Raw genomic sequence first — 25,354 nt, forward strand, 5'->3', positions numbered from 1 at the left:
GTTGAATCATGCTGGAATTAGTCCAAATAAAATAACTTTTTTTCGGATTGTTTTGTCTTTCATTATACTGTTTATATTTTTCCTTGAGGATTTTTGGGATCCTTATCCATTTTTAATTTTGATTTGGGTTTTAATTATTTTGAATGAAATGACAGATATTGTCGACGGGTATATTGCTAGAAAATATGGGTTGATTAGTAATATGGGAAAGGTTCTAGATCCTTATGCAGATGTGTTGCAACATTTAACATATTTTGTTTTTTTCTTTTATAAAGGTATTACTCCTTATTATTTTTTTGTTGTATTTGTGTATCGTGAGATTTCTATTGGTTTTATCCGAAATTTAATTATTCAATTTAACATAGTACAACAAGCTAAAATTTCGGGTAAATTAAAATCGTTATTTTATGCTGTTGCAACATTTGCCAGTCTTTTTCTTTATAGCCTAGATAAATTAAAAGTCACTGTGTTGATTGAAAAATATTTAGGGTCTGTTTTAAATGTGAACTTTAATTTTTCTTTTTTTATCGGAATAATATACGTTGTATCTACCGTTTTAGTTATTGTATCTTTTATTGATTACGTGTTGGTATTTTTGGATCTTAATAAATATGAAAATTAAAATACTATTGGTTTTATTATTAATTGTTTTTTATTCTTATGCTCAAGAGAAGCAGATATTAACGGAAATAACTCCTTTAAGTATTTCAAGCAAGAGTGGAAAGGGAAGTGTTTATTTAAGAGTTGGTAAATCTTCCAATTACATCCTAACTTTTAATAATTCCTTAAAGTCAGATTTTGTTTATATGATTTATGATGTTGCAAAGAAGAGCTATATAACAGATAAGGTAAAAAAGAGGGATATTAGAATTAAATTAGAGAAAGATGTTCTTTATGCGGTGATTTACATTACTTCTGAGAATTCAGACATTGATTTTTATCTTACAGACCTTGATTTATCAATCATAAGTGATAATTCTTTGAAAGCGAATCCATCTAATATAAAAACGCAAGATAAAACTTTTTTATTAAGGGAGTTTCCAATCTTCAAATTAGACTCGAAGATTAAAAGGTATATTTTAAGAATACACAAAAACAATATTTACATTGCTTATCAGATGGAAACGGGTGATAATATCAAAATATCTGCATTTATTGAAAATATTGGTTGGTTTGATATTAATTCTGCCGTTAATGAGAATATTACTGGTGTTGCTTGTTTTGATTTTGCAATCAATTCTGGGGGGGAATTGTATGTTGCCTTTACTACTAGGGGAACTAATAATTTTTCTAGGGAACTTATAGTTAAGAAATTTAATAGCAGGAAGTGGATTGATATTAGTCCTAGGTTTAAGGATAACATTGGGTTTTTGGTAAATATTAGTATTGACAGAAGAGATAATTTGTATTTGGCTTACTTGAGGGAGGTTGGAAAAGAATATAAAGTAAATTTTATTACAAATGAAGGATATGGACGCATTTGGAATAATGCCGACGGTGCTTACGTTTCCAAAGGAAATTCTGATGTTGATGTTGCAAACATTGGTATTATTTCTGAACCTTTCTTGGGAATTTTTTATAATTATCAAATAGATGGGCATATGAAGTCTGAGTTTGTTATTGATAAGGGTAAGTCTTGGGCAAATACGAATACGCAATCCGCCATTGAGGCAAATTTTATAAAAATTCTTTCCAACGTTGATTCTAACCAAGTTGTTTTAAGTTATGTGACAAAAGGTAGGCCCATTGTTAGTGTATCTACCTTGAAATTTGATAAGTGGCATAACATAAGTCCAAATATTAAGGTAAAAGATGGCATAAGTAGTGATATTATAGAATATCGAAATAATTTGTTCTTGGTTTATGAAGATGATAGTGATGTTAGACTCATTTATTTTGATGATAATAATTGGTATTTTGTAAATGGAGCTGAGATTTTTCAGAAATCCGCTGTCAGACCTCAAATTGAACACTACGGAAGAGAAGGATTCATATTGTCATATCTGAGCTCAGATCTTAAAACTTTATATCTTAAATTGATCACCTAATAGTTCAAAATACGATTTTTTTTCAATATTGTTTTCTAATTGAAAATCCTCTATTATTTCGTGAATCTCTGCCTTGGCCAAGGCAAGTTCGCTTCTATTTTTAATAATTTTTTCTACTTCTAGGAAGAATCCAAGGTTTTCAATTTCATTGATTTCGATAGTTAAGTTTTCCTTTTTATAAACTATACTTTTTTTTATTTTTTTGTACAGAATTTTAAATTCCATTTCTTCTAAAAGCCGTACAAAATCGTTTGTGTTATCAACTCTAAATTCAATCTCTTTATTAACTTCTGTATCATTGTCTAAATATTTGGTCTTAAATGTTACAACGTCTGTTAAGGAATTAAACTTTCTTATTCTAATTGTTTTTTTTTTGTTACAATAATACACATCTTCTTTAAGTTCTTTCTTGATAAATTTGAATTTCTGATTGGCCAATTTTAAAATCCTCTTAACTTTTCCTTTTGGAATGAAGGCTTTAGACTCGATTTCTAACATGTATTAAAAATAGTAAAATTGTGATAGTATTTCAATGTTTTGCAGTTAGATTTAAGTAGTGTCTTTGTATCCTATGTTAAAGTTTGGGTTTAGTGATAGATTCCTCCTTTTTAGTTATTTTGTATTAATTATATTCTTTGGATTTCTTTTGTTGTCGTTGCCTATCTCTTGGAAGGGAGACCAAAAACTGGAATACATCGATGCTCTGTTTACGTCTGTATCCGCTGTTAGTATTACGGGACTTGCTACTGTTAGGATAGAAAATTTTTCTACTTTTGGGTTTGTTGTTATAATGTTGTTAATTCAATTTGGGGGTCTTGGGTTTATAACTATTACTACCTTTTATTTACTTATCCCTAAGCGCAAGTTGAAAATGACGGATGCTAGAATCATTAAGCAATATTCTCTTTCAAATATTGAGTATAATCCCATTAAGATTTTGAAAAGTATACTTCTTGTAACTTTTTTAATTGAGCTGATTGGACTAATATTGATATTAGTTTGTTTTAAATTTCGAGGTGTTAGGATTTCGTTGTTTGAAGTTCTGTTTACTGTGGTTTCAGCATTTTGTAATGCGGGGTTTTCTATGCATTCTGAGAGTATTTATGCTTGGCGGGAGGTACCTGAGGCGATAGTTGTCGTTGCTGTTTTGGTTATTTGTGGGGGACTTGGATTTATGGTATATCGGGATGTTACTAATACCGTCAGAGACAAAAAAAAACTATCTCTTCATGCTAAGGTCGTGTTTAGTTTTAGTTTCTTTTTGATTTTTTTTGGAGCGGTCGTGTTTTTTTTGTCTGAAATTCATAAGTTGGATGAAGGTTATTCGCTTGGAACTCTCATATTAAATTCAATATTTTATTCAATAAGTACTCGAACAGCAGGATTTAGTTATCTTGAAAATTCTGTTATTACAAGTAGGACTCAGATGATTACCTTGCCTTTCATGTTTATTGGGGGTGCTCCGGGCTCCACCGCTGGAGGAATCAAGATAACTACATTTTTTTTAATTATTCTTGCGGTAATAAAGACCCAAGATGGTAATGGCTATATTATAGGATCGTATAAGGTATCAATTGATAGCATTAGGTTCGCTCTTTTATTTTTCACAAGGGCTGTTTTTATTCTGTGTTTTTCATTTTTCATGCTTCTTGCAACTGAGGGCGGAGGTAATTGGAAAGTAATTGACTTGGGATATGAGGTTTTTTCTGCTTTTGGTACTGTTGGGCTTTCGGTAGGCGTTACTCAAGAATTGTCATATTTGGGTAAAATAATTATAATTTTTACTATGTTTGCGGGTAGAATAGGTCTTTTTTCTATGGCGATTTTTGTTTCACGGAGATCTCGTTTTGAAGAGTTTACAAGACCAAGACAGGATATCTTAGTGGGTTAAATAAAAGTGAAGACGTTTGTTATTATTGGTCTTAGTAATTTAGGCGTGCATCTTCTTGAGGACTTGAGCAAACTTGATTGTCAAATTATTATTGTTGATACATCAAAGGAGTTGGTTGAAGAATATGATGTTATTGCTACAGAAAGTTTTATTCTTGATCAATTTACTAAAAATGCTTTAAAGAAGGTAATTCCTGCAGACACGGATGCTGTAGTTATTGATTTTGATGATGACCTTGGAAAGAGTGCTCTTGTTACGCATTATTGTAATCTTTTAGGCGTAAGGGAAATATGTGTTAAGACTGAGGATAGGGATGATGCTGAGATATTGAAAACCCTTGGAGCTACGAGAATTATATTTCCGAGTAAGGATGCGGCAAGAAGATTGACTCCACTATTAGTTTCTCCCAATCTTTCAACATATAGTATTATTGGGTATGATATTATTGTCGCTGAAACTGTCATTCCTAATGAGTATGTGGGAAAGACCCTTCTTGAGGCTGATTTGAGAAGGGAAAGGGGCATTACGGTGATTGCTGTTAGGAATTTAAGTAATTCTAGGTATGAGTTTGTAGATGGGGATTATTTTTTCTTAAAAGACGATAAGGTTGTGATCTGTGGTAAACCCGATAGTATTGAAAGTTTTACAAACAACAAAGATTTGATTAAAGACTTAATTGCGGCTTCTAAGGAAGAAGAGGCTTCGCTTAAGGAAGAGGCTAGGAAGTTGGGTTTTTTAAGATTTTTTGATTTCATGAAAAAGTTTAATAAAGATAAGAAAAGCGATTAGAGGATTTAGGATGACTAAGATTATTCCTGTTGCGAGCGGAAAAGGTGGTGTTGGCAAGACCTCTTTTGTTGCTAATATTGGCTATAAACTTTCAAGTTTAGGAAAGACCGTAATACTGGTTGATCTTGATCTTGGTGGTTCTAACCTACATACATGTTTAGGGGTTAAAAATACGGGGGTTGGTATAGGTTCTTTTATTAATAAGCGCGAAAAGAATTTTTCAAATTTAATTGTTGAAACGCCTTACAGTAAACTTTATTTAATACCAGGTGACGCTCTTTACGCGGGGACGGCCAATCTTCCTTTTCCTATAAAGAAGAAGATAATTGACTCAATTCAAAGAGATCTTGTTGCGGATTTTGTTTTCATAGATCTAGGTTCGGGTACGTCATATAATACTGTAGATTTTTATTTGGCAGCTTACAGTGGTATTGTTGTTACTGTACCAGAGACTCCTTCTATACTTAATGCGTATTCGTTTTTAAAAAATGCACTTTATCGTCTTTTGTATTTAGGCTTTCCCTCAAAAAGTGCTGAACGCGAATATATTAGTAATTTCTTTAAGGAACGAATAGAGGGCGCTAGTGTTAAGTTTAAAGATTTAGTTACAGGAATTGAGCTTATATCTTTAAGTTCATCTCTTAAGGTAAAAAAGATGATGAATAATTTTTATCCTAGGGTTGTACTTAATAGGATAGAATCTAGTGAAGAAATAGGTATGTGTGAAAGTTTGATTAATGTTGTTAAGAACAATATTAATATACCAATAGAATTTATTGGATTTGTTCCGTTTGCAAGGAGTTTTAGAGAATCTGTTAATAGTAGGATTCCGTTTATTGATTTTGATAAAAATTCAAAACTTAATAAGTATTTCGAGTTTATTTCCCACAATTTGATTAAGTCTCCTCTTGAAGGATCGCCCTATATCTACGATGACATATACGATATGATTAAAGATCAAAGTCAGTTTATTAGAAATTAGTTGGATTATAATGAGTTACGATGGAGGAATGAGATAATGTATAGGATTAGAGATAAGGAATTAGATTTCAGGATAGAGAGCTTGGGGGAATGTAAGCAAAATAATCCTTTAATTGATTTTTATGCCAGTGAGAGTCATGTACATTTTGCCAGCGAGGTCAATAAAATTAGGTTTAGTGTTTATAAAAATGAAGAGATCTGTGATAAGTATGAGGATATCCTTTTAGAGAAAGCTGGTCCTAGGGATAAGATATATTTTACTCCAAAGCATGTCAAGGCGGCGATTACTACTTGCGGGGGGCTTTGCCCAGGGTTTAATGATGTTATTCGTTCGATTGTAAGAACTCTTTGGAAAGTATATGGAGTTCGTAATATTTATGGTGTTAAATTTGGATATCAGGGTCTTTTGCCAGAGTCTAACTCACCTTTTATTCAACTTAATCCAGATATGGTGGATGATATTAACCAGTTTGGTGGTACGATACTTGGATCTTCAAGGGGAGGGATTAGACCTGTTGAAATAGTTGATACTTTAGAGAGAATGAATATTAATATGATCTTCAATATAGGTGGAGATGGGACTCAGAAGGGTTCTATTTTGATTGCTGAGGAGATAGCTAGGAGAAATTTAAAGATAGCTGTTGTTGGAATACCTAAAACAGTTGATAATGATTTTATGTTTGTTCAAAAATCTTTTGGATTTGAAACGGCAGTGGAGCAGGCAGTGGCAGCTGTTGCGGGGGCGCATTTTGAGGCAAACAGCGCTTATAATGGAATTGGTCTTGTTAAGGTTATGGGCAGGGATTCTGGTTTTATTGCTGCTTATACTGCTTTATCGTCCAATGATGTTAACTTTTGTTTAATACCAGAGCTGGACTTTGACATTGAAGGACCCAATGGTTTTCTTACTCATCTTGAGAGAAGGCTTTTGGCTAAAGAGAGTTTAGATGAAATCCCTCATGCGGTAATATTGATAGCAGAAGGAGCAGGGCAAAAGTACTTTGATCCTAGCAGCCGTAGGAGAGATGATTCTGGTAATTTGCTTTACGAGGACATTGGACTTTATCTTAAAGATAAGATTACAGAATATTTTAACATTAAGAAAATTCCAATTACTCTTAAGTACATTGATCCTAGCTATATCATTAGAAGTTCGCCGGCTAATGCTAGCGATTCTCTTTATTGTGCTCGTCTTGGCTCAAACGCTGTTCATGCTGCGATGGTTGGTAAAACAAAGTTGTTGATTAGCTTATGGAGTACGAAGTTTGTACACATCCCAATAGAAATGGCAGTAATTGATAGAAATAAGGTAAATATCAATGGTTCCTTTTGGAGAGATGTTCTTGCAAGTACTGGGCAGCCATTTAGTATGAAGAACTAGAATATAAAATCTAACAAACCTAAAGACAGAAATTTTTGTTTGGGCAAGGGTTTTGTGTGTTCGTGCAGCAAGTTGCCTCTACTTGGTTGAGTGTGGCAGGGAGTTGCCTTGTTCGTTGTAAAAAGAGAAAGGCCTTGACTTTCTCAAGACCTCTCCGTTGCCAAAGGCTAATTTTCTTCTTCTGTCTCTGTTGTGTCTGGATCGTGTAGGTCTTCCGTAACTAGGAAAGAACCACCGCTTACAACACGCGTAAAAGGATCTACAGATTCCCCTTGTTTTTTCTCTTCTTTTGGGGGGGGAAGTACATCCACCCTTATAAATTCATCCATTGAAATACCAAAACCGGATTCATCTACATTTCTTGTAGAGCCATCGTCACCAGCTGCACTGGGAACACCCAGAGTCGGGTTTGTATTGCTTTCAGATTCTTCTTCTTGTTTATTTCCTTTTGGCGAATTTTGAAGTTCCTGGGTCTCGTCCGCTACTACATCCACCTTCTTTTTCGCACCTACTACCTTATCATCTGTTGTTACAGCATCACTTTTGTCTGATTCATCATTTCTGTCCGATGATACCTCATTGCTGTTTGGTTCCTCATTGCCTTTAACCGGTACTGAACCCCCAGATGCACCCGACCCGACCTGATTTAAAAGATCACAAGACAGAACCGCGAAAGCCAGCAAAGCTAACACACCATTAACCATTTTATTCACTAAAATTCTCCTTTATGTCTCTGTTAACGCGACATCCCAATTTTTACTGCAATCTCAACAGACATCGCATCAATCGACACAGGTTAATTATAACATAATTTCTCTAGACTTCTTTTTCTGTATTGATGGTGGTTATTTAGTTGATCTACTTTGCTGCATTGCCTGCAATATTTAGCGCGTCCCAAGTTTTTGAGAAGGGTGGGGAATATGCAAAATCCATTGTTCCGAGTTCCCTTGTTGTAAGTTTCGAATAAATTGCAAGAGATAGTGCATGCATTCTTATTGCGGCTCCGTTTTTTCCGATTATTTGCGCTCCTACGATTACCCCTGTTGCTTCATTGTAGATCAATTTAATGTATAAGTCTTCCTGAGATGGGTAATAGCTTGTGTGATTTTTATCCTTTATAAACACCGACTTACACTTCATCCCAAGCCTTAAAGCACTCTCCTCCGTTAGACCAGTTCTTGCTGCTTCAAGGGATAAAACCTTAATGGATGCAGATCCCAGAGTTCCCCGAAAAGGGACGCGCTGTCCTGCTAAATTTTCACCTACTATTTTCCCCAGTTTACTAGCCGTTGTGGCAAGGGGAATGTAATCATGCTGCTTGCTTACAATATTGTACACCGTAGCACAATCCCCTGCGGAATAAACACCCCTCATGCTAGTCTCACCGTACTCGTTTACAACGATGGCACCGTTTTTTAAGGTTTCAAGTTGCCCTTCTAAAAATTCAGTAGCGGGACGTATCCCCGTAGAAAGAATTACAAGGTCAGCCTTATATTCGCCTTTGTTTGTAATTATTCCCTCAACTCTTTCTTTCCCTACTAAACTTTTTACAAATTCATTTGTATGAAGTAAAACATTGTTTTTGGTTAATTCTGCCTCCATCATATCAGTAATTTCTTCGTCAAATGACTCGGTAAGTATTCGCTTATCCAGCTGAATAACTCTTACATTTTTCCCCCTATTCTTAGCGGCTTCTACCATTTCAATTCCAATGTATCCAGCCCCAATGATCACTATGTCATTTATTTCCTCTTTTTTAAAAAGTTCTCTTATTTCTATTCCGTCTTGCATGTTTCTTAAGGTGTAAAAATTTTTCAGCTTGATATTATCAATAGGGGGAATAATAGGCTTTCCTCCCGTTGCAATCAACAATTTATCATATGTGTCAATAAATATTTCTTCCGTTTTTAGATTTCTTACTTTAACAGTACTACTTTCGGCGTTTAATTGAATAACTTCATGCTCAGTACGTACAGATATTCCATTTTGCTCAAATTCACTGGGGGTTCTGGCTATCATTTTGTTTTCATCATCGAAAAAACCCCCGATGAAGTACGGTAGTCCACAAGCGCCAAAGGACGTAGTATTAGTTTTTTCATAAATAGTAATATTTAGTTCTTTATTTATTCTCTTTGCCTTAGCAGCAGCGCTGGTACCCGCAGCGGTACCTCCTATAATTATTATTTTCATTCAAACGAGTTCCTTTTCTATTTTATTCCTACTATTGTATATATTGAGATCTAATTGATTAAGATTTTTAGCGGTAATTACGCCCGCCACCATTGAGTCACTTACATTAGCAGACGTTCTCCCCATATCAATTAGTGGTTCAATAGATATTAGTAATCCAACTAGTTCCACAGGTAGATTCATTGATGAGAGAACCATTAAAGATGCCATCGTTGCTCCCCCCCCAGCTCCAGCTACTCCAAAGGAGGTTATTATTATTATTCCTATGAGTTGGAGTATAAATGAGGGATCTGTTGGGTTAATTCCTTGAGTAGGGGCAATCATTATTGCCAACATAGCAGGATGGAGAGCCGCACACCCATTTTGTCCGATTGAAGCTCCAAACGAGCTGGAGATATTTGCAATGCCCTCGCTAACTCCTAGTTGTTCAGTTTGCACTTCTATATTAACAGGTATTGTTGCCGAGCTAGAACGAGATATGAATGCAAATGTTAGAACAGGAAACGCTTTTTGAATAAAAGTAATTGGATTTAGTCTATTAAGTGCAATTAAGACCATATGCATCAAAATTGTAATGCTAATGGCAATATAGGAAGCAAATACGAATTTTCCAAGTTTTAGTATGCTTGAAGTGTCGCTTGTCGCCGTTATTTTTGTAATCATTGCTAATATGGCATAGGGAGTTAACTTTAAAATTAAAATTAGCATTCCTGCAGTTAAATCTTGTGCTGTTGCCATTATTTGTTTGAAAAATTCTATTGATTCTGGTTTTTTCCTTGAAACTTTAAGAGCAGCTATTCCTATAAGGGCAGCAAATATTACCACTCCAATTGTTGAGCTTGGCCTCATTCCTGCCATATCTTCAAATATATTTTCAGGAATAAGTTCTGCCAGTCTTTGTGTAATTGGAGTTTGGTGTAGATTGTCAAGACCTTGGTTTAAATTCCTTCCATACGCAATCTCATCTTCACCGGGTTGAAGTGACTCTGCTGTTAAATTAAAGAACAAAGATGTGTAAATTCCAATTATCGATGCAATCCCTGCTGTAAACACAAGCACCAATATTACAGATAGGCTCATTTTCCAAACATCTTCGGTGTTTGTTAATTTCACTATCGCAGATATTATCGAGACAATTATAAGGGGCATTACAATCATTTTAAGAAACCTTATGTAGCCTATTCCTAAAATGTTAATCCATTTAATGCTTTCCTCTATAACCAAAGATTCTGAGCCATAAAAGTATTTCATAGATACACCAAAGATCACTCCTAGTCCTAGCGCTGTAAATATCCTTTTTGTAAATGAGATACGTTTTTTATGGAAAAAATACAATAGCCCCACCAGCCCAAACATAATCGCTATGTTTGATAGTGTGTATATTACTGTTATATTCATTTTGCCTCTCAAGTTGAAACTTAAATAATTATTTAATAATCATGATATTATCATATTTTTTAAAATCTTTCTAAATTTTTTCATTGCAGTAATCTTTCATAAGATTTAATTATTTCGTTTTCAACACCATCTTTCTTTAGGATTTGAGTTGCAATTATTTTTCCAAGTTGAACCCCTTCTTGGTCAAATGAATTTATGTTAAGTAAAAACCCCTCAAACATTACTTTGTTTTCATAGTGAGCTAGTATTGCACCTACCACATAAGGCGTAAGTTCTTTTGAATATATTAATGAGGAAGGCCTATTACCTTCAAAGTTTTTATTTCTATTTTTGTCCTCTTTACCCCGAGAGAATGCAATAATTTGAGCTACTAAATTTGCCTTTAACTTGTCGTTGTTTGATGTTTCCTCCGTTATTACATCTTGCTTTAGTTGAGATTCACTAAATCCTATTAAATCCATTGGCACTATCTCTGTTCCCTGATGAAGCATTTGAAAAAATGAGTGTTGTACATCAGTTCCAATTCCTCCCCAAATTATTCTGACCGTTTTGTAATTTATTTTTTCTCCAAATCGGTTTACACTTTTCCCATTACTTTCCATTTCGAGCTGTTGTAAGTGAAGGTAGAAATCTTCCATTGCTTTTGAATATGCGATAATGCAATTACTACTATAATTGAGCACGTTGCTTTCGTATATACTAATCAATGCAGCCAAGAGTGGAGCGTTTTCTTTTACGTTCCTGTTTAATGCCCTTCTATCAACTTCATGAGCACCCTTCAGTATTTCTTTTGTAACATGTTCTGTAAAGCAAAGAGTAATAAGAGCAATCCCAACAGCGGATGTTGGTGAAAATCTTCCACCAATTGAATCGTGCATAAAGAAACATTCAAGATATTCCCTTTCAAGTGCTAGTATGCTTCCCTTTGAAGTAATAATTGTAATTTGTTTCCGATAGTCTTCAATCCCATTATCTTTTAATTTTTTGATTAAAAATTGCATATTGGAGGCGGTCTCTAGTGTAGTTCCGCTTTTTGACACTACAATAAAAAGGGTCTCATTAAGATCTATGTCGCTTAAAACTTCTCCAGCTTCGTCTGGATCAATATTTGAAATAAAATAAGCTTTCATCAGATATAAATTTTTCTTCCTAGCATAATTTTTTATTGCGGTATACAATGCCCTAGGACCAAGACTCGAGCCACCAATGCCAATTTGTACTACGTTTTTAAATGATTTGCCTTTTACGCTTTTAATTGTCCCATTTTGGACTTGTTTTGCAAATTCTAAAATTCTTTTAAGCTCTTTTTCGAAGAATTCTCGCATATTTTCACCATTCTCTGTTACTTCTGTACCCAAAAGGCCTCTAGTTAAATGGTGTAAAACTTTCCTTTTTTCACTGATATTAACATCTACTCCATTAACAGTCTCTCTATGTTTTTCTACTAGATTTGCTTCATCGCTTAAGTGTTGAAATATTTTTAGATGAGTCTCGTTAATTTGTTTTGTGGCATAGTTGTAATTTACAGCATCACCGTCTATTTTGATATCGTATTCCTTTATTCTTTCTGAAGTTATAGCCTTTTTTAATGCTTCAGGTTCAATTTTCGCTAATTCTTGAAAATTTTTAAGCTTATTAAGATTTTGATAATTGAGCACAAATTTCCTCCAATAAATGTTACATAACTTAAATTCTAGCGTGTTTTTATTCTTTTAAAGAATTTTTTTAGTTTTAGAATAATAAATTTTAAAACTTTTATTATTCTATTTTTTTCTAAGTAAATTTTTAGTTGTTCTTCTCCAGCACTTGATTCACTTCTTGTTAATGATTTTCTAGTATTATTTTCATCGAGTTCTATCTCAAGCAGAACTTTTTTATCTTCTACGGGTATCACCTTGACCTCAACTTCTTTGTAGCCAAGTTCCTTTAAAACTTGATATCTTCTAAATCCTGCTACTAAATTTTTGTTCTTGTCTATTATTATTGGATAAATCAAGCCATGTTTTCTTATGCTTTCTTTAAGAGCTGCCACATCTCCCGTATTCTGTCTGATTCTATCCTTTATTCTTATTTGCTCTATATCTATTAACATTGTTATTAATCCAACTGAATGTTTTCCCCATTGACATCTTTGTTTTCATTTTCATAAGTAAGAGGACCCTCTTTTTCTGTCTCATTTTCTTTAATATCCGAGCCATTTTTTTCCTCTATCTTATCCGAATCAACATTGTCATTCATCATTTTATCTTCTATATCCTGAGGCTCGACTTTATTATCATAAGTTTTTTCCAAATCACTATTGTCCTTATCTGGGCTGCTTTGATTTTTGATGTATGCTCCATCAGGCTTATCAAAATCGTAATTTATGTACTCAAATTCTTGTGTTTCAATATTTAAGTCATCATTGCTGTTGATGTTGTCAATTCCGTAAACATTAAATTCCATTTTATTTAAAAGATCAGATTTATTTTCGTAATACTTTGATCTCTCAAGTGGTTGAGTACCTTCTATGAATATTTCATTTATTACTTTTTCGTTTGGTACTCCTTCCGGCAATAAGCCCGTCTCTGCTTGTACAGCTACATTGATTATTCCGGTGGGTCTTATGAAAACTTTTTTGGGTAAATTCTTATGATATTTTGCCATAAACTTACCCCAACTAGGACCTGCCAGGCCTGTTCCCGTACCGGCAGTCCCTAGTGAATATCCCTTCTTGTCAAAACCAACCCAAAGAGCCGCTGTTACGTAGGGTGAATATCCTATTGCCCATCCATCTGCCCAGTTTTGTGTGGTTCCCGATTTTCCTGCAATATCAGAATTGAAATCTTTAAGGTTCGTATATCTCTGGTTTGCTAGAGTTCCGTATTGAATTGTTGATTTCATCATGTCTGTCATAATGTATGCAGCCTGAGGAGACATTATTTGCGCGCTAGCTCCCCTGTTTTTTATTTCAGCTAAAATGTTTGATTCCACGTTTGCTACTATTTTGCCATTCCTATCTTCAATATGTCTTATTCCGTAAGGCTCTACCTCTTTACCATTGTTTCCCAAAATTGCGAACGCTCTTGCCATTTGTATTGGAGATGTTGAGATAACACCAAGAGCAAGGGGATAAACTTTGGGAAATGTTTTATTAATCTCATTTTGATCTTTTATTCCAAGTAGTTTAGCAGAGTAGCTAATTGCATCATCAAACCCTAATGTGTCTAATACCCTAAGGGATGGTATATTCAAAGATAAAGCTAACACCCTACGTGTTAATACACTGCCTCTCCACTTTCCTCCGTAATTTTCAGGAGCATAAACATCTCCTGTTTCGTTAAAAAAAGCTACTGGAGAATCTGAGAACATTGTAGCAGGGGTAATCTTTTTAAGATCAATGGCAGCTGAAAAGTATAAAGACTTAAAGGCACTTCCAGGTTGTATTTTTGCCTGTGTTGCTCTATTAAACTCACTCCCCTTATTATATCCGCTACCACCAACCATTGCCTTTATTGCTCCCGTTGTGGTGTCTATTGCTATGAATGCACCTTCTGGTTGAATTACGGAGCTTGGGTTTATTTTATTTTTCATAGTGTATTCTTTTGTTGCCTTATCTATTGAATCGGCGCCCAATACTGCTGCAAAGCTTGCAATTAAGTCAATATTATCCTCATAAAATTTTCTTGTTCTAAGCTTTTTGTATTGCCTGCCGTTTACTCTAGTACTTGTTATCCCAAACAGATCAGATATTGTGTCAATTACAGGAACTATTTCCGAATTAATTATTAATGTTTCAGACGATTTGGTGGAGTTGTACATTTTGCGAGCCTTCAAGATCATATCATGGGTAACCTCATCTGCGCATTTTTGTGCATCAAGATCAAGCGTTGTGTAGATTGAGTATCCATCTTTGTATATGTTTGCTCCAGCTGGAAGATGTTTAATGATTCTCTGTCTTACATATTCTGAGAAGTAAGGGGCATTATCCTCCTTGTAAGAGATAGCAGATGTGTCTGCCATACGAGTCCAATCGTAGTTTTCCCAATATTCATTAAACTCCCTCTCAGCTAGTTCAGAACTTATTATTCCATTGGCTACAACCTGATTTAAAACCGCTTTTTGTATTTTTTTGGAGAACTCCGGATTGTAGAACGGAGAATAAAGCTTCGCATTTGGCAATTGTATAAGCATTAAAACAGCCTCTGCAGTGTTAATGTCTTTGACACTTTTGTTAAAAAAGAAAGAGGCGGCTGCTACTACTCCATAATTTCCATTCCCAAAATAGACTTTGTTTAAATACCTCTCAAGTATTTCGTACTTTGATAGTTTTTTCTCAAGTTGTATAGCCCACCAAATCTCATTTAGTTTCCTCAAGACGGATCTTTTTGCTTGATTGGTATAAAGAAGCTTTGCCAGTTGTTGCGTTAAAGTACTTCCTCCCGAAAAGTATCTACCAAGTGCGATATTAAAAGCAGCACGAAGCATTCCCATTAGTGAGAAACCTCTGTGAGAGTAAAATTCAGTGTCTTCACGTATCAAAAGAGTGTTTATTAGATTATCAGGCATTTCTTTCAAAGAAAGTAATTCTCTGTTCTCATCAGATATGAATTGCGTAATAATTCTACCGTTAGCATCAAAAAGTTTTGAAGGTACAGCGGGGTTTGAGTCCCCAAAATTTTTGTCTTTTTGTGTGTTAATAGTTTGAACCACCGCAATCGAGAGCATAATAACGGAAAGACTGGCAATAAAGCATGTCAAATAAAGGAGTGTGACGCCTCTACTATCTAAATTAAGATCTTTCAAGCTGTATCCTCATATGCAATTATACTATAAATAAAATAGAATTAATAATGTTTTTCTTTAGTTGTGATAACACGAAAATGTTGTTATACTTTCTTCCCATATGTGTTGTGCGGGTTCCGTAGTGCGAGTTAGAGATAAGCGAAAGTATTGAATTTAGAGGTGTTTGTGTTGTTATTTTTGTTTAATGCGACCAAATTCTTGGAGTAAAAGTTTTATTTTTGGGTTTGTTGTATTAACTTGTAGGATGCTGATTGTATTTGGTGTCTTGAATGAAATTATTTTTAGGTGATTTGTGATAGCCCGAAGGGTTTGGAGTTGTGTTTCAGTAAGGTTCTTAAGTGTCAGATGTCGGTTTTGATTATTCTGTGTTTTTGTTGTTTGTTAGGTTGAAAGGAGAAGTTTATGCTTTTGTCTAGGAAAATAAGAGATTATGAGTCTAAGTATAAAGGTAAAGAAATTAAGATGAGTACTGAGATAAGCAGTTTCCTTAATGTCAGAAATACCGTTGAGATGAAGGTTGGCGGTTATATGGTGCATGGAGTGATTTATTCTATTTCTATGAATTGTATTAAGATTATTTTTCAGGATGATACAGTTTTACCGAATTTAGCTAAAAATAGAAATATGGGAAATATTCAACTCAGAAGATTTGATGATTTTGAGGACAATTCTTTTTTTATCCCACCCTTGGCTGTTAGATTAGCAAACATGTCTGATTATCCTTCTCAGGAGAGGAATTATAATTTGCTAACTCTGGATTTTTTATCTTCTATGCCAGAAGAGTTTGCTATTAAGGTTGGCAAGCTTCTTGACTTAAAGCTTGGGCAGAATCAAAGAATACATGAGCGTATTGTCGTTGATAAAGATTCACTTAGAAGGCTTAACCTTAACTTGGAGAAGACTTTTCTTGAATTTAATGGGATGAGACATAAGTGTTTGATTAAGGACTTATCTTATGGAGGGGCATTGTTGATTTCTTATTTTGATTATGAAGAAGCGGGAGAAAAGGAAATTGATTTGACTTTGAATTTTAATATTGCAGATAAGGAAGTCTTTATTAAGGGAAAGTCAAGAAATTTAAGTGTTATTCAGACTCCTAACGGCAAAGTTTTGGCTTTAGGGGTTGCATTTTGTGAGGAGGAAATACCTCTTGAATATACTATGCTAATCCATGATTATTTTAATTAGATTTTTTAATTGAAAACTTGTGTTTGGGAGTGTTGTTCTGCATTGATCCTACAGAAAATTGAAGCCGGGTGTTTTGTCGGTAGACGTAGGTTAGGCGAATTTTAAGAGTTGAATAAGTTTTAAATTGTAATCAAGGATCACATTGAAATGTTTGTTCTAGCAGATGCAGGTTGTGGTTAGCAAAGGACAAACAAAAGATGATTTAGTTGCTAATGAATTTGTTCAAGCTAGCTTTCATAAGTCTGTTATTAATCGAATAACCAAGCCCGCTGTTGTGTGTGTACTCTGCAAGTATTTGTTTATATCTTTTTTCAGAGTCTACAAATTCCCTGTATATGCTGGCAGCATACTCTTCAAGTGTGTTGTATACACAAATATTATGTACCATACTGTAAAATTTATTAAACCAATATGAATTAAGAGTATCTCGTGTAATGAGTACTTTTGTGTATCTGTTAGTCATGTATTTCCTTATATTATCTTGCCCATTGAACAAATAAACAGGTATGCGTGGTCTGTAATGTTGTAGTAAATTACCAGGCGATGCAGCTGCTGCTTTTCCTAAAGCGTAGTCTACACTAACTTCTTTTCCAAGTGATTCCTGTATTGCCTCTCTTGTAACTGCTCCTGGACGCAATATTAATACATCATCTGATTCGGTGAAGCTTACAACAGTTGATTCTATTCCAATATTTAAACTCACATCATACTTAATTATTCCCTTAACTAGTCCATTAAGTTCTCTGTATGCCATTTCAAAATTGGTAGCACTAGGGCGTCTTGACAGATTGGCTGAGGGCGCTGCTATTGGAACCCCACTCATCTTAATCAAATCCAATGCTACGGGATTCTTTGGTATTCTTATTGCAACACTGTCAAGACCCCCACATGCAAATCTAGACACCCTACCGGCGCTTTTAAGCACAAATGTTATGGGACCTGGAGTAAATTTTTGCATTAAACGCAGTGCACTTCTGCCAATGTAACTTGTAAGTTCTCTTGCTTTCTCTATTGAATCAACATGTACGATTAATGGGTTTACAATGGGACGTCTCTTAACGGCAAAGATCAGCCTAACAGCATTATCATCGCATGCATTAGCCCCAAGTCCGTATACCGTTTCTGTGGGAAATGCTACCAACCCTCCCTCTTTTATAAAAGAGGCTGCTCTTTCTATTTCTCCACGCCCTATTAACTCTGTCTTCATTGTACCGTTTTGTTTACTTCTTTTTGCAACTTTTTTACGCTTTAAATATTTTTCATTAAAACAAAAAATTTGAAAATAAACAATTTGTGTTAAAGCCCAGCTTAATTTTCCTGTTGAAAATCTTGGGTTTTATATTATAATGAGCATTATGAGGAATTTTCTTAATCCCAGTGGCCTTGTTTTCATTTTCTCTTTCTTGTTTCTTGTTATCGTTAGGTTGGATAGCGCTACTGTGGGTCTTGCTTCTTGGTACGGGGAGGCTTTTCATGGTAAGACTACTGCTAATGGCGAGAGGTTTGATATGACGGCACTTACTGCTGCGCACAAGGAGCTTCCATTTAATACTGTCGTTCGGGTTACTAATTTATTAAATAATAGAACTGTTGTTGTAAGGATTAATGATAGGGGGCCTTTTAGGAAGGATAGAGTAATTGATTTGTCAAAGTCGGCTGCCGAAAAGCTAGATTTTCTGGGAATAGGAGTTGCGCCTGTAAAAATTGAGATATTGGAAAAATTGGATGAAGAGAAGGTTTTAGCAAAGAATAATGATGGATCTTTTGGTATGGTAGATTCTTCTAGGGTAGAGCCTTCTGAGTCCAGTTCGAAATCGGATAAAGACGCTCTTGCGGGAAAAAAGGAGGCTGTTGTTGCAGATAATCCTTTAGATAAATCTGATATTGAGCCTGATTTTTATATACAGGTTGGTTCTTATAAAATGAGAGATTACGCTGAAAGAGCTTATAAGACGCTGCGGAAAGTTGGTTTAAATGTTTTAATAAATGTACATGGGTCTTTTTTTACAGTTTTTATACCTACTGCTGCGGATGATGTACAGAAAAATGTCGAACTTATTAAATCTACAGGGTATAAGGATGTTTTGGTAAGAAAGACAAGGATTTTAGGGGAGAGTTTAACTATAGATTAGTATTTTGTTCTATTTTTTGAAAGAACGCATCTATTTTTAGTTTTATGTTTTCAAGTTTTGAGTAGTGTGTTTCGATGTTGGGTAGGGAGCGTAGGAAAAGTTTTCCGTAGGTTTTCTCGAAGATTCTTTTGTCTAGGCATACTATGATTCCGTAATCTTTTGGGTCTCTGATCAGTCTCCCAAATCCTTGTTTGAATTTCATTATTGCTTGCGGCAGTGTTTCTTTTCTGAAAAAGTTTTCTCCTGTTTTGGCTGCCAACTCACTCTTTGCTGTTAGGACAGGATCTGAGGGGGTTTGAAATGGAAGTTTAGGCATTATTACCATTGTCAGTTTGTCACCCTTGATGTCGATTCCTTCCCAGAAATTCTTAATACCTATAAGCACGCTTTTTTTTTGTGATTTTTTAAAAGAGTTTACTAGTTCATGTTTTGGCAAATATCCTTGTATGAAGGGATCTATATCGTTTTCAAGTAGAAAATTTTTAATCGTTTTTTCTGCATATTTTAAGCTTTTAAATGATGTTAAAAGAATTAAAGTTCCACCCTTATTGAGTAGTACAAGCTCTTTAATATATTTTATTGATTGACTTAAAAATTTTTCTTCGTTATTGGGGTTTTCAATGTCAGATGTAACTGTTAGCATTGATCTTTCTTTGTAAGAAAAAGAATACGGAAGTTTTTCTATTTCTATGTTTTTGTCACTCAAGTTTAGCCCTATTTGATTTATAAAATATGAAAATGATTGATTTATGAGTAGGGTAGCGGATGTAAAAACTGCTCTTCTTGCTCTTGTGTGCATAATTCTATTTAGACCAGGACCTAAATTAATCTCTGATGCTTTAAATGTTGCTGTATTTTTTTTATTTTCTATCCAAAAACAAAGATTCTCATTTTTGTTTTTGGATAGAAAGTTTTTAATTAATGCTTCTTTTTCTTCTATATTTTTAATTAGTCTTTCAAGTTCAATTTTTGCTGTTTTATTTTCAAGTTCTTGTGTTATTGACACCATAGCTGTTCGATAATTTTCTAGATTATAAACGATGTCTTTCAAGTGTGTTTTAATTCGTGTATAAAAATCGGTTTCATATGTACTATTGGTTATTCTGTAAACGGAAGAGAAATCTTTTTTTGTTCTTACTACATAATCTATGTTTTCAAAACTCAGCATTGTTGCAATTTCAAAATTTTTCTTGTATGCGCCTCTTATATTTTGTCTTTTGATTATTTTATCTATTTTTGTAAAAAGTTGTTTTATCCCGACTCTTGAAAAGTTTTTGCTAAATAGAGTTCTTGCTGCTTCCTCTAGGTAATGAGCCTCATCAATTATTATGTTTTTTATATTAGGTAGGATTAAGTTGAGAGCCTCTTCTATCTCTTCCTTTTCAGAGCTATCCTCATAATCTTCCTTCTGTGTTAGTACTTCATTTCTTATATAAAGATCATTAAGGAGTAAATGATGATTGGTGATTATGATATCACATTCTAGTGTTTTTCTTCTTGCTTTTTTAAAAAAACATTTATTTTCATCAGGGCAAGTAATGCCGGAACATGTTTCAGGACTAGCTGATACTTCTTCCCATATTTTATCATCAATGAAATTAAGTTCATCTTTATCACCAGTTTTTGTATTTTTTACCCAATAAAGTAATGATTCTAAATTTTGTTTATTAAGTGTATATACCAGTAGACTTCTTTCAAGTTCTTCAAGTCGACGAAGGCACAGGTAGTTTCTCATCCCTTTGATGAGGCCAAATTTTATTTTGAAGGGAATGATTTTTTCTAAAGATTTAATGTCTTTTTTAATTAGTTGTTCTTGAAGATTAATGGAGGCTGTTGAGATTATGACCTTTTCTTGTGTCTTTTGGACGAAGTCAATTGCAGAGATTAGATAAGCAAGACTTTTACCAGTTCCGGTTGGAGCTTCAATAATTAAAAAATTTTCATTTTCAAAGGCTTTACTTACTTTCTCTATCATTTTGAGTTGTGGATCTCTTTTTGCAAATCCTTTGATATTTAATTCAGTTTTTTTAAGTATGTAATCAATCAGATTCAAGTTTATTAATTATCCCTCTTAACAATTTTTCGAATTTACTAGATATTTTTGCTGAGTTTATTTTAACTTCTTCGTGACTTAAAGAACCATTTTGCATTCCTGATGCTAGGTTTGTGACATTTGAAATTGCTACTGTATTCATTTTAAGATATGCTGCAATAATTATTTCAGGTACCGTTGACATACCAACTAGGTCTGCGCCTATTGTTTTAAAAAAATGTGTTTCAGCTGTTGTCTCATAGCAGGGGCCTGAAACAGCAAGATAAGTTCCCTCCTTAATATCTTCCTTAAAAATCTTTCTATAAACACTTCTTGTCAATTCCATTAAATTTGAATTACTATAAATTGAGTTTAATTCTTGGAATCTTGATCCTAAATTATCATCATTTTCTCCTATTAATGGATTGACTCCCATAAAGTTTATGTGATTATTTATTAAAATAAGATCTTCTACTCTAAATTGACCATTAATTGCTCCGGAGGAATTTGTGATGATCAAATTTCTAACTCCAATTTTTTTTGCAAGTAGTATAGGCATTATTGTTTCTTTAGGATGGTAGCCTTCATAATAATGGAACCTTCCAGAAAAAATAACTATATCATTACTAATATTTAATGTACCCTTATGGCCATCCACAGTTGATACTGGAAATTCTTTTATGTTTCTATAAGGGATCTCAATACCATTGTTGCATATTATACTCAAATCGCTCAGGCCAGAACCAAGTATTATTGCTGTTTTGGGCTTAAGTGCCGATATTTCCTTGAGTGAAGAATAAGCCTTATTTATCCTTTTATTAATTTCTTTGAAATTCATTTCTCATAACCTTCTTTACCGTGATGTTTTCTCATTATATATTTATTTTATGAGTTTTTTAAACAATATTAGTCGGCCAATTATGATATTGGCTCCAATGGAAGATGTAACGGATACTGTTTTTAGAAATTTGATTCATTTAATAGGTGATGGAAAGGATGAACCCGATATTTACTTCACCGAATTTATTTCTGCTGCGGGGCTTGTAAGTGGCTCTAGGCAATCAATGCAACATGTTTTAACAAAAAATGATGAATTGAGTCGACCCTTAATTGCTCAAATTTGGGGCAAGAATCCCGATGACTTTTTTAATGCCATAAAAATTCTAGGCGGGTTAGGGTTTTGGGGGATTGACCTTAATATGGGTTGTCCTAGGAAAAAGATAATTAAAAAAGGAGTGTGCTCTGCTTTAATTGAGAATAAAACTTTGGCTTATGAAATAGTTATGGCAAGTAGGGAAGCTTGTTTAAAATTTGGATTACCCCTCAGTATAAAGACAAGACATGGATTTTTTCGTTCTGAAGTTGAGGATTGGTTAGGATTTTTATTGAAATTGGGTATTGATATGCTGACAGTTCATCCAAGGCTTGCTATTAATCAGAGTGAGGGTGACCTAGATTTTGACGTTTTTGATGAGGTTATTAAACTGAGAAATAAAATCAATTCTTCTACATTAATTATTGGGAATGGGGACATTTTAAGTTTAAAACAGGCTGGTCAAATTGTAAAAAATTATTCTGTTGATGGGATAATGTATGGGCGTGGAATTTTTAAGAATTTAAATTTATTTAAAAGATGTTCTCCTAACTTTTTGAGTAATAGTTTGGATTTTAGATTAAATATATTAAAATTTCATGTGAAAGATTTTTACTCTACTTGGGGCTTTACTAAGGATTTTAATAAACTTAAGAAGTACTTCAAGATTTATTTTAGTGAGTTTGAGAGGGATAGTGAATATTTTCGCAATATTATGGGTTCAACTAATTATGAGGAGCTTTTTGAAAATCTGGAGCGAACAGATTCTGGGGGGTTATGTTGAGGTTAAGCAATGAATAGCAATGTTTCAAAGAAATATGATTTTAACATTTTTGAAGATGAAATTTATAAGAAATGGATAGAAAATGGGGTATTTAAACCTAATTGTAGCTTTAAGCCTAAATTTAGCATGGTAGCGCCTCCCCCGAACGTTACAGGTATTCTTCATATGGGACATGCTCTTAATTTTGCTTTGCAGGATATCCTGATTCGCTATAAGAGAATGAAGGGAAATGATACCCTTTGGCTTTTTGGCACAGATCATGCTGGAATTGCGACCCAATCGGTTTTTGAAAAACAACTTAAAGATCTTGGAAAAAATAAAGATAATTTTACTCGTGAAGAATTTGTTGATGAAATTTTTAAATTAAAGGACAAGCATAGAGAGATAATTATTAGCCAGATAAGAAAGCTTGGAGCTTCTTATGATCATTCTCGAGAAAGATTCACTCTTGATGACGGGTTTTGTAGCGCTGTTAATAAGGCTTTTGTAGATTTATATAATAAGGGCTTAATTTACAAAGGGGAATATCTTGTAAATCTTGATCCTGGATCTGGGAGCGTTGTTAGTGATGAAGAGGTTGAGTATAAGGAAGTTTTTGGAAAAATTTATTTTATCAAATATTTACTAGATGATGATGATTTTATTGAGGTTGCGACTACGAGGCCTGAGACTATGTTTGCAGATGTGGCTGTCGCTGTTAATCCCATCGACAATAGATATAAGGCCTTAATTGGCAGATATGTTAGAGTTCCTATTGTAAATAGGAGGGTTAAGATAATAGGGGATAGTTATGTTGACATGGAATTTGGAAGCGGTGCTTTAAAGATAACTCCCGCACATGATCCTAATGATTTTGAAATTGCAAAAAGGCACTATATTCCTAGAATAAATATTTTAACTCAGAGAGGAAAACTCAATGAGAATGTTCCCATTGAATATCAGGGATTAAGTGTAGCTGATGCAAGATCTAGGATAGAAAAAGACTTAAAGGATAAAGACTTATTAATAGATGTTAGGAATCATAAGCATCAAGTTGGGCATTGTCATAGGTCTGGGGAGATTATTGAACCTTATTTGTCAAATCAGTGGTTTGTTAAAATGAAGCCTTTAGCTGATAGTGCTTTAGAGGCTTTAGAGAAGGGTGAGATTAGGTTTTACCCCAAGAGGTGGGAAAATACGTATAGGCATTGGTTATTAAATATTAAGGATTGGTGCATTTCTAGACAGTTGGTTTGGGGACATAGAATTCCTGCTTGGTATGATTGTGATACAGGAGAAGTTATTGTTAGTGCGCTTAATCCATCATTGAGCGAGGAGTATAAAGATAGGCGTTTCACCAGAGAATCCGATGTGCTTGATACTTGGTTTTCTTCATGGTTGTGGCCATTTGCTTCCCTTGGGTGGCCGGAGTCTAACATTGACTTTAAGAATTATTATCCCACAGATACATTAATTACTGCTTATGACATAATATTTTTTTGGGTGGCAAGGATGGTAATGGCAGGACTTGAGTTTACAGGCCAAGTTCCCTTTAGGGATATATACATAACACCTCTTTTAAGAGATAAACAGGGCAGAAAGATGTCAAAATCTTTAGGCAATGGAATAGATCCTCTTAAAATTGTCAGTGAATACGGGAGCGATGCTTTACGCTTCACTATTTCATTTTTATCTGTTCAGGGGCATGATTTAAATATTGATACTAAAGATTTTATGTTTGGTGCCAAGTTTGTAAATAAGGTATTCAATGCGTCCAGATTCATTTTATCAAATTTGGATGGCAAGGTTATGCCAGATAAATTAGACCTAGACGATATTGATAAGTGGCTGCTTGAAAGTTTAAATTCTACTATCGTTTCTATAGATTGGTCACTTAAAAATTATAAGTATAATGATGCGGCGAAGGCTATATATGAATTCTTCTGGAATGATTTTTGTGATTGGTATATTGAAATTAGTAAAATTAGTTTGAACAGTGGAGATAGTAAAGTTCAAAGTATGGCTATTTTTAAGTTAATTTTTTTTCTTAAAAAGTCTTTACTTTTGATGCATCCTTTCCTGCCTTTTATTACTGAGGAGATTTATTCCAAGCTTCCATCTTCAAAGGGTACATTGGCTTTAGCAAATTATCCTGAGGCTGCAGGTCAGGGGGATTTTAAGAAAGAGTTTGAAAGCTTTAATTCATTTAAGGATTTCATTACATCTGTTAGAACACTTAGAAGTGAATTTAACATAGTACCAAACATTAAGATGAATGTTGCCCTAAAATTTGATAATACTTTCAGATATGAGAGATATTTTAGGGAGCATGAGCATATTGCAAGTAAACTCATTAATTTTGATTTAATTTTTTATGACGAGAATTATGAAAATATGATAGGTGTACCCAATGTTGGCTTTGAGAGTTTTGCAGACATTAAGGGTTTAATAGATATTGATAAGGAACTTTTGAGGCTTTCTAGGCAATTGGATAAGTATGAGAAGCTTAGATCCTCGACTTTAGCGAAGCTTAAAAATGAAAATTTCTTATCGAACGCGCCTAGCAGTGTTGTCGAGTCCGAGGAGTCAAAATTAGAAGAATTCGATTCCTTTATTTCAAAAATTGCCAGTTATATTGAAAAACTTGGGTAATTTGAGAGAAGATATTTTTATGCAGAAACTC

20 protein-coding genes are annotated in these 25,354 nt (G+C 34.0%); 10 read left to right on the top strand and 10 right to left on the bottom strand.

What is annotated here, in order from left to right; all coding sequences use genetic code 11:
- The first annotated feature begins 1 nt into the window (after position 1).
- The gene (gene pgsA / locus LKV13_RS03665) at positions 2-622 is read left to right on the top strand and encodes a CDP-diacylglycerol--glycerol-3-phosphate 3-phosphatidyltransferase (RefSeq protein ID WP_229089472.1); all 621 of its coding nucleotides are present in this window, start codon (positions 2-4) and stop codon (positions 620-622) included.
- Positions 612-2,048, top strand: a complete 1,437-nt coding sequence (locus LKV13_RS03670) for a hypothetical protein (protein ID WP_229089473.1) — start codon at positions 612-614, stop codon at positions 2,046-2,048. The genes pgsA and LKV13_RS03670 overlap by 11 nt, the downstream gene beginning before the upstream one ends.
- Here the strand turns inward: LKV13_RS03670 and cyaB are convergent.
- Positions 2,025-2,546 (bottom strand): class IV adenylate cyclase, encoded by a 522-nt coding sequence (gene cyaB, locus LKV13_RS03675; RefSeq protein WP_255643255.1) that lies wholly within the window; start codon positions 2,544-2,546, stop codon positions 2,025-2,027. The two genes, LKV13_RS03670 and cyaB, sit on opposite strands and share 24 nt — an antisense overlap.
- Positions 2,547-2,619: 73 nt before the next feature.
- Here cyaB and LKV13_RS03680 point away from each other — a divergent pair, with 73 nt between their 5' ends.
- Genes LKV13_RS03680 through LKV13_RS03695 form a run of 4 tightly spaced genes read left to right on the top strand, consistent with a single transcriptional unit; the run spans position 2,620 to position 7,090 of the window.
- Positions 2,620-3,939 carry a TrkH family potassium uptake protein gene (locus LKV13_RS03680; RefSeq protein ID WP_229089475.1) on the top strand — a complete coding sequence of 440 codons (1,320 nt, stop codon included), beginning with the start codon at positions 2,620-2,622 and terminating at the stop codon, positions 3,937-3,939.
- Positions 3,940-3,945: 6 nt separating this feature from the next.
- Complete coding sequence (locus tag LKV13_RS03685) at positions 3,946-4,728, top strand: potassium channel family protein (RefSeq protein WP_229089477.1); 783 nt, start codon at positions 3,946-3,948, stop codon at positions 4,726-4,728.
- 10 nt (positions 4,729-4,738) lie between these two features.
- Complete coding sequence (locus tag LKV13_RS03690; protein WP_229089478.1) at positions 4,739-5,710, top strand: MinD/ParA family protein; 972 nt, start codon at positions 4,739-4,741, stop codon at positions 5,708-5,710.
- Positions 5,711-5,746: 36 nt separating this feature from the next.
- Positions 5,747-7,090 carry an ATP-dependent 6-phosphofructokinase gene (locus LKV13_RS03695; RefSeq protein ID WP_229089479.1) on the top strand — a complete coding sequence of 448 codons (1,344 nt, stop codon included), beginning with the start codon at positions 5,747-5,749 and terminating at the stop codon, positions 7,088-7,090.
- A 167-nt stretch (positions 7,091-7,257) separates the two neighbouring features.
- Here LKV13_RS03695 and LKV13_RS03700 read toward each other — a convergent pair whose 3' ends face one another.
- The 6 genes from LKV13_RS03700 to LKV13_RS03725 all read right to left on the bottom strand — a co-directional run bounded on the left by LKV13_RS03700 (position 7,258) and on the right by LKV13_RS03725 (position 15,463).
- Positions 7,258-7,803, bottom strand: coding sequence for a hypothetical protein (locus tag LKV13_RS03700; protein WP_229089480.1), 546 nt, complete (start codon positions 7,801-7,803; stop codon positions 7,258-7,260).
- Between the two features lie 145 nt (positions 7,804-7,948).
- On the bottom strand, positions 7,949-9,280 hold the full coding sequence (locus tag LKV13_RS03705) for a CoA-disulfide reductase (RefSeq protein ID WP_229089482.1): 1,332 nt from the start codon (positions 9,278-9,280) through the stop codon (positions 7,949-7,951).
- On the bottom strand, positions 9,281-10,678 hold the full coding sequence (locus tag LKV13_RS03710; protein WP_229089484.1) for an L-cystine transporter: 1,398 nt from the start codon (positions 10,676-10,678) through the stop codon (positions 9,281-9,283).
- Between the two features lie 80 nt (positions 10,679-10,758).
- A complete protein-coding gene (locus tag LKV13_RS03715; protein ID WP_229089485.1) occupies positions 10,759-12,336 on the bottom strand; it encodes a glucose-6-phosphate isomerase in 1,578 nt (525 codons plus the stop codon).
- Positions 12,337-12,371: 35 nt separating this feature from the next.
- On the bottom strand, positions 12,372-12,770 hold the full coding sequence (locus LKV13_RS03720; protein ID WP_229089486.1) for a ParB N-terminal domain-containing protein: 399 nt from the start codon (positions 12,768-12,770) through the stop codon (positions 12,372-12,374).
- Positions 12,771-12,775: 5 nt separating this feature from the next.
- Positions 12,776-15,463: a penicillin-binding protein 1A gene (locus tag LKV13_RS03725; RefSeq protein ID WP_229089487.1), complete on the bottom strand. Its 2,688-nt coding sequence runs from the start codon at positions 15,461-15,463 to the stop codon at positions 12,776-12,778.
- A gap of 402 nt (positions 15,464-15,865) precedes the next feature.
- Between LKV13_RS03725 and plzA the strand changes: the two genes are divergently transcribed.
- Positions 15,866-16,651, top strand: coding sequence for a c-di-GMP-binding receptor PlzA (gene plzA, locus LKV13_RS03730; RefSeq protein ID WP_229089489.1), 786 nt, complete (start codon positions 15,866-15,868; stop codon positions 16,649-16,651).
- Positions 16,652-16,853: 202 nt separating this feature from the next.
- Here plzA and LKV13_RS03735 read toward each other — a convergent pair whose 3' ends face one another.
- Positions 16,854-17,858 carry an L-threonylcarbamoyladenylate synthase gene (locus LKV13_RS03735; protein ID WP_229089490.1) on the bottom strand — a complete coding sequence of 335 codons (1,005 nt, stop codon included), beginning with the start codon at positions 17,856-17,858 and terminating at the stop codon, positions 16,854-16,856.
- Positions 17,859-17,997: 139 nt separating this feature from the next.
- Between LKV13_RS03735 and LKV13_RS03740 the strand changes: the two genes are divergently transcribed.
- Positions 17,998-18,783, top strand: coding sequence for a septal ring lytic transglycosylase RlpA family protein (locus LKV13_RS03740; RefSeq protein WP_229089492.1), 786 nt, complete (start codon positions 17,998-18,000; stop codon positions 18,781-18,783).
- Here the strand turns inward: LKV13_RS03740 and LKV13_RS03745 are convergent.
- Both LKV13_RS03745 and LKV13_RS03750 read right to left on the bottom strand, forming a co-directional pair.
- A complete protein-coding gene (locus tag LKV13_RS03745) occupies positions 18,773-20,836 on the bottom strand; it encodes an ATP-dependent DNA helicase (RefSeq protein ID WP_229089495.1) in 2,064 nt (687 codons plus the stop codon). The genes LKV13_RS03740 and LKV13_RS03745 overlap by 11 nt on opposite strands.
- Complete coding sequence (locus LKV13_RS03750; RefSeq protein WP_229089496.1) at positions 20,823-21,653, bottom strand: purine-nucleoside phosphorylase; 831 nt, start codon at positions 21,651-21,653, stop codon at positions 20,823-20,825. The genes LKV13_RS03745 and LKV13_RS03750 overlap by 14 nt, the downstream gene beginning before the upstream one ends.
- A gap of 49 nt (positions 21,654-21,702) precedes the next feature.
- Here LKV13_RS03750 and LKV13_RS03755 point away from each other — a divergent pair, with 49 nt between their 5' ends.
- Together LKV13_RS03755 and valS are read left to right on the top strand one after the other, a co-directional pair.
- Complete coding sequence (locus tag LKV13_RS03755; protein WP_229089498.1) at positions 21,703-22,692, top strand: tRNA dihydrouridine synthase; 990 nt, start codon at positions 21,703-21,705, stop codon at positions 22,690-22,692.
- 9 nt (positions 22,693-22,701) lie between these two features.
- On the top strand, positions 22,702-25,323 hold the full coding sequence (gene valS / locus LKV13_RS03760; RefSeq protein WP_229089500.1) for a valine--tRNA ligase: 2,622 nt from the start codon (positions 22,702-22,704) through the stop codon (positions 25,321-25,323).
- The last annotated feature ends 31 nt before the right edge of the window (positions 25,324-25,354 follow it).

Source organism: Candidatus Borrelia undatumii, assembly GCF_020882015.2.
Taxonomy (GTDB): domain Bacteria; phylum Spirochaetota; class Spirochaetia; order Borreliales; family Borreliaceae; genus Borrelia.

Bases quoted from the DNA above. Each gene is read 5' to 3' on its own strand.
- plzA (WP_229089489.1), top strand. From the start codon at position 15,866: ATGCTTTTGTCTAGGAAAATAAGAGATTATGAGTCTAAGTATAAAGGT.
- LKV13_RS03735 (WP_229089490.1), bottom strand. From the start codon at position 17,858: ATGAAGACAGAGTTAATAGGGCGTGGAGAAATAGAAAGAGCAGCCTCT.
- LKV13_RS03740 (WP_229089492.1), top strand. From the start codon at position 17,998: ATGAGCATTATGAGGAATTTTCTTAATCCCAGTGGCCTTGTTTTCATT.
- valS (WP_229089500.1), top strand. From the start codon at position 22,702: ATGAATAGCAATGTTTCAAAGAAATATGATTTTAACATTTTTGAAGAT.
- LKV13_RS03720 (WP_229089486.1), bottom strand. From the start codon at position 12,770: ATGTTAATAGATATAGAGCAAATAAGAATAAAGGATAGAATCAGACAG.
- LKV13_RS03755 (WP_229089498.1), top strand. From the start codon at position 21,703: ATGAGTTTTTTAAACAATATTAGTCGGCCAATTATGATATTGGCTCCA.
- LKV13_RS03680 (WP_229089475.1), top strand. From the start codon at position 2,620: ATGTTAAAGTTTGGGTTTAGTGATAGATTCCTCCTTTTTAGTTATTTT.
- LKV13_RS03670 (WP_229089473.1), top strand. From the start codon at position 612: ATGAAAATTAAAATACTATTGGTTTTATTATTAATTGTTTTTTATTCT.
- cyaB (WP_255643255.1), bottom strand. From the start codon at position 2,546: ATGTTAGAAATCGAGTCTAAAGCCTTCATTCCAAAAGGAAAAGTTAAG.
- LKV13_RS03690 (WP_229089478.1), top strand. From the start codon at position 4,739: ATGACTAAGATTATTCCTGTTGCGAGCGGAAAAGGTGGTGTTGGCAAG.
- LKV13_RS03750 (WP_229089496.1), bottom strand. From the start codon at position 21,653: ATGAATTTCAAAGAAATTAATAAAAGGATAAATAAGGCTTATTCTTCA.
- LKV13_RS03705 (WP_229089482.1), bottom strand. From the start codon at position 9,280: ATGAAAATAATAATTATAGGAGGTACCGCTGCGGGTACCAGCGCTGCT.
- LKV13_RS03710 (WP_229089484.1), bottom strand. From the start codon at position 10,678: ATGAATATAACAGTAATATACACACTATCAAACATAGCGATTATGTTT.
- LKV13_RS03695 (WP_229089479.1), top strand. From the start codon at position 5,747: ATGTATAGGATTAGAGATAAGGAATTAGATTTCAGGATAGAGAGCTTG.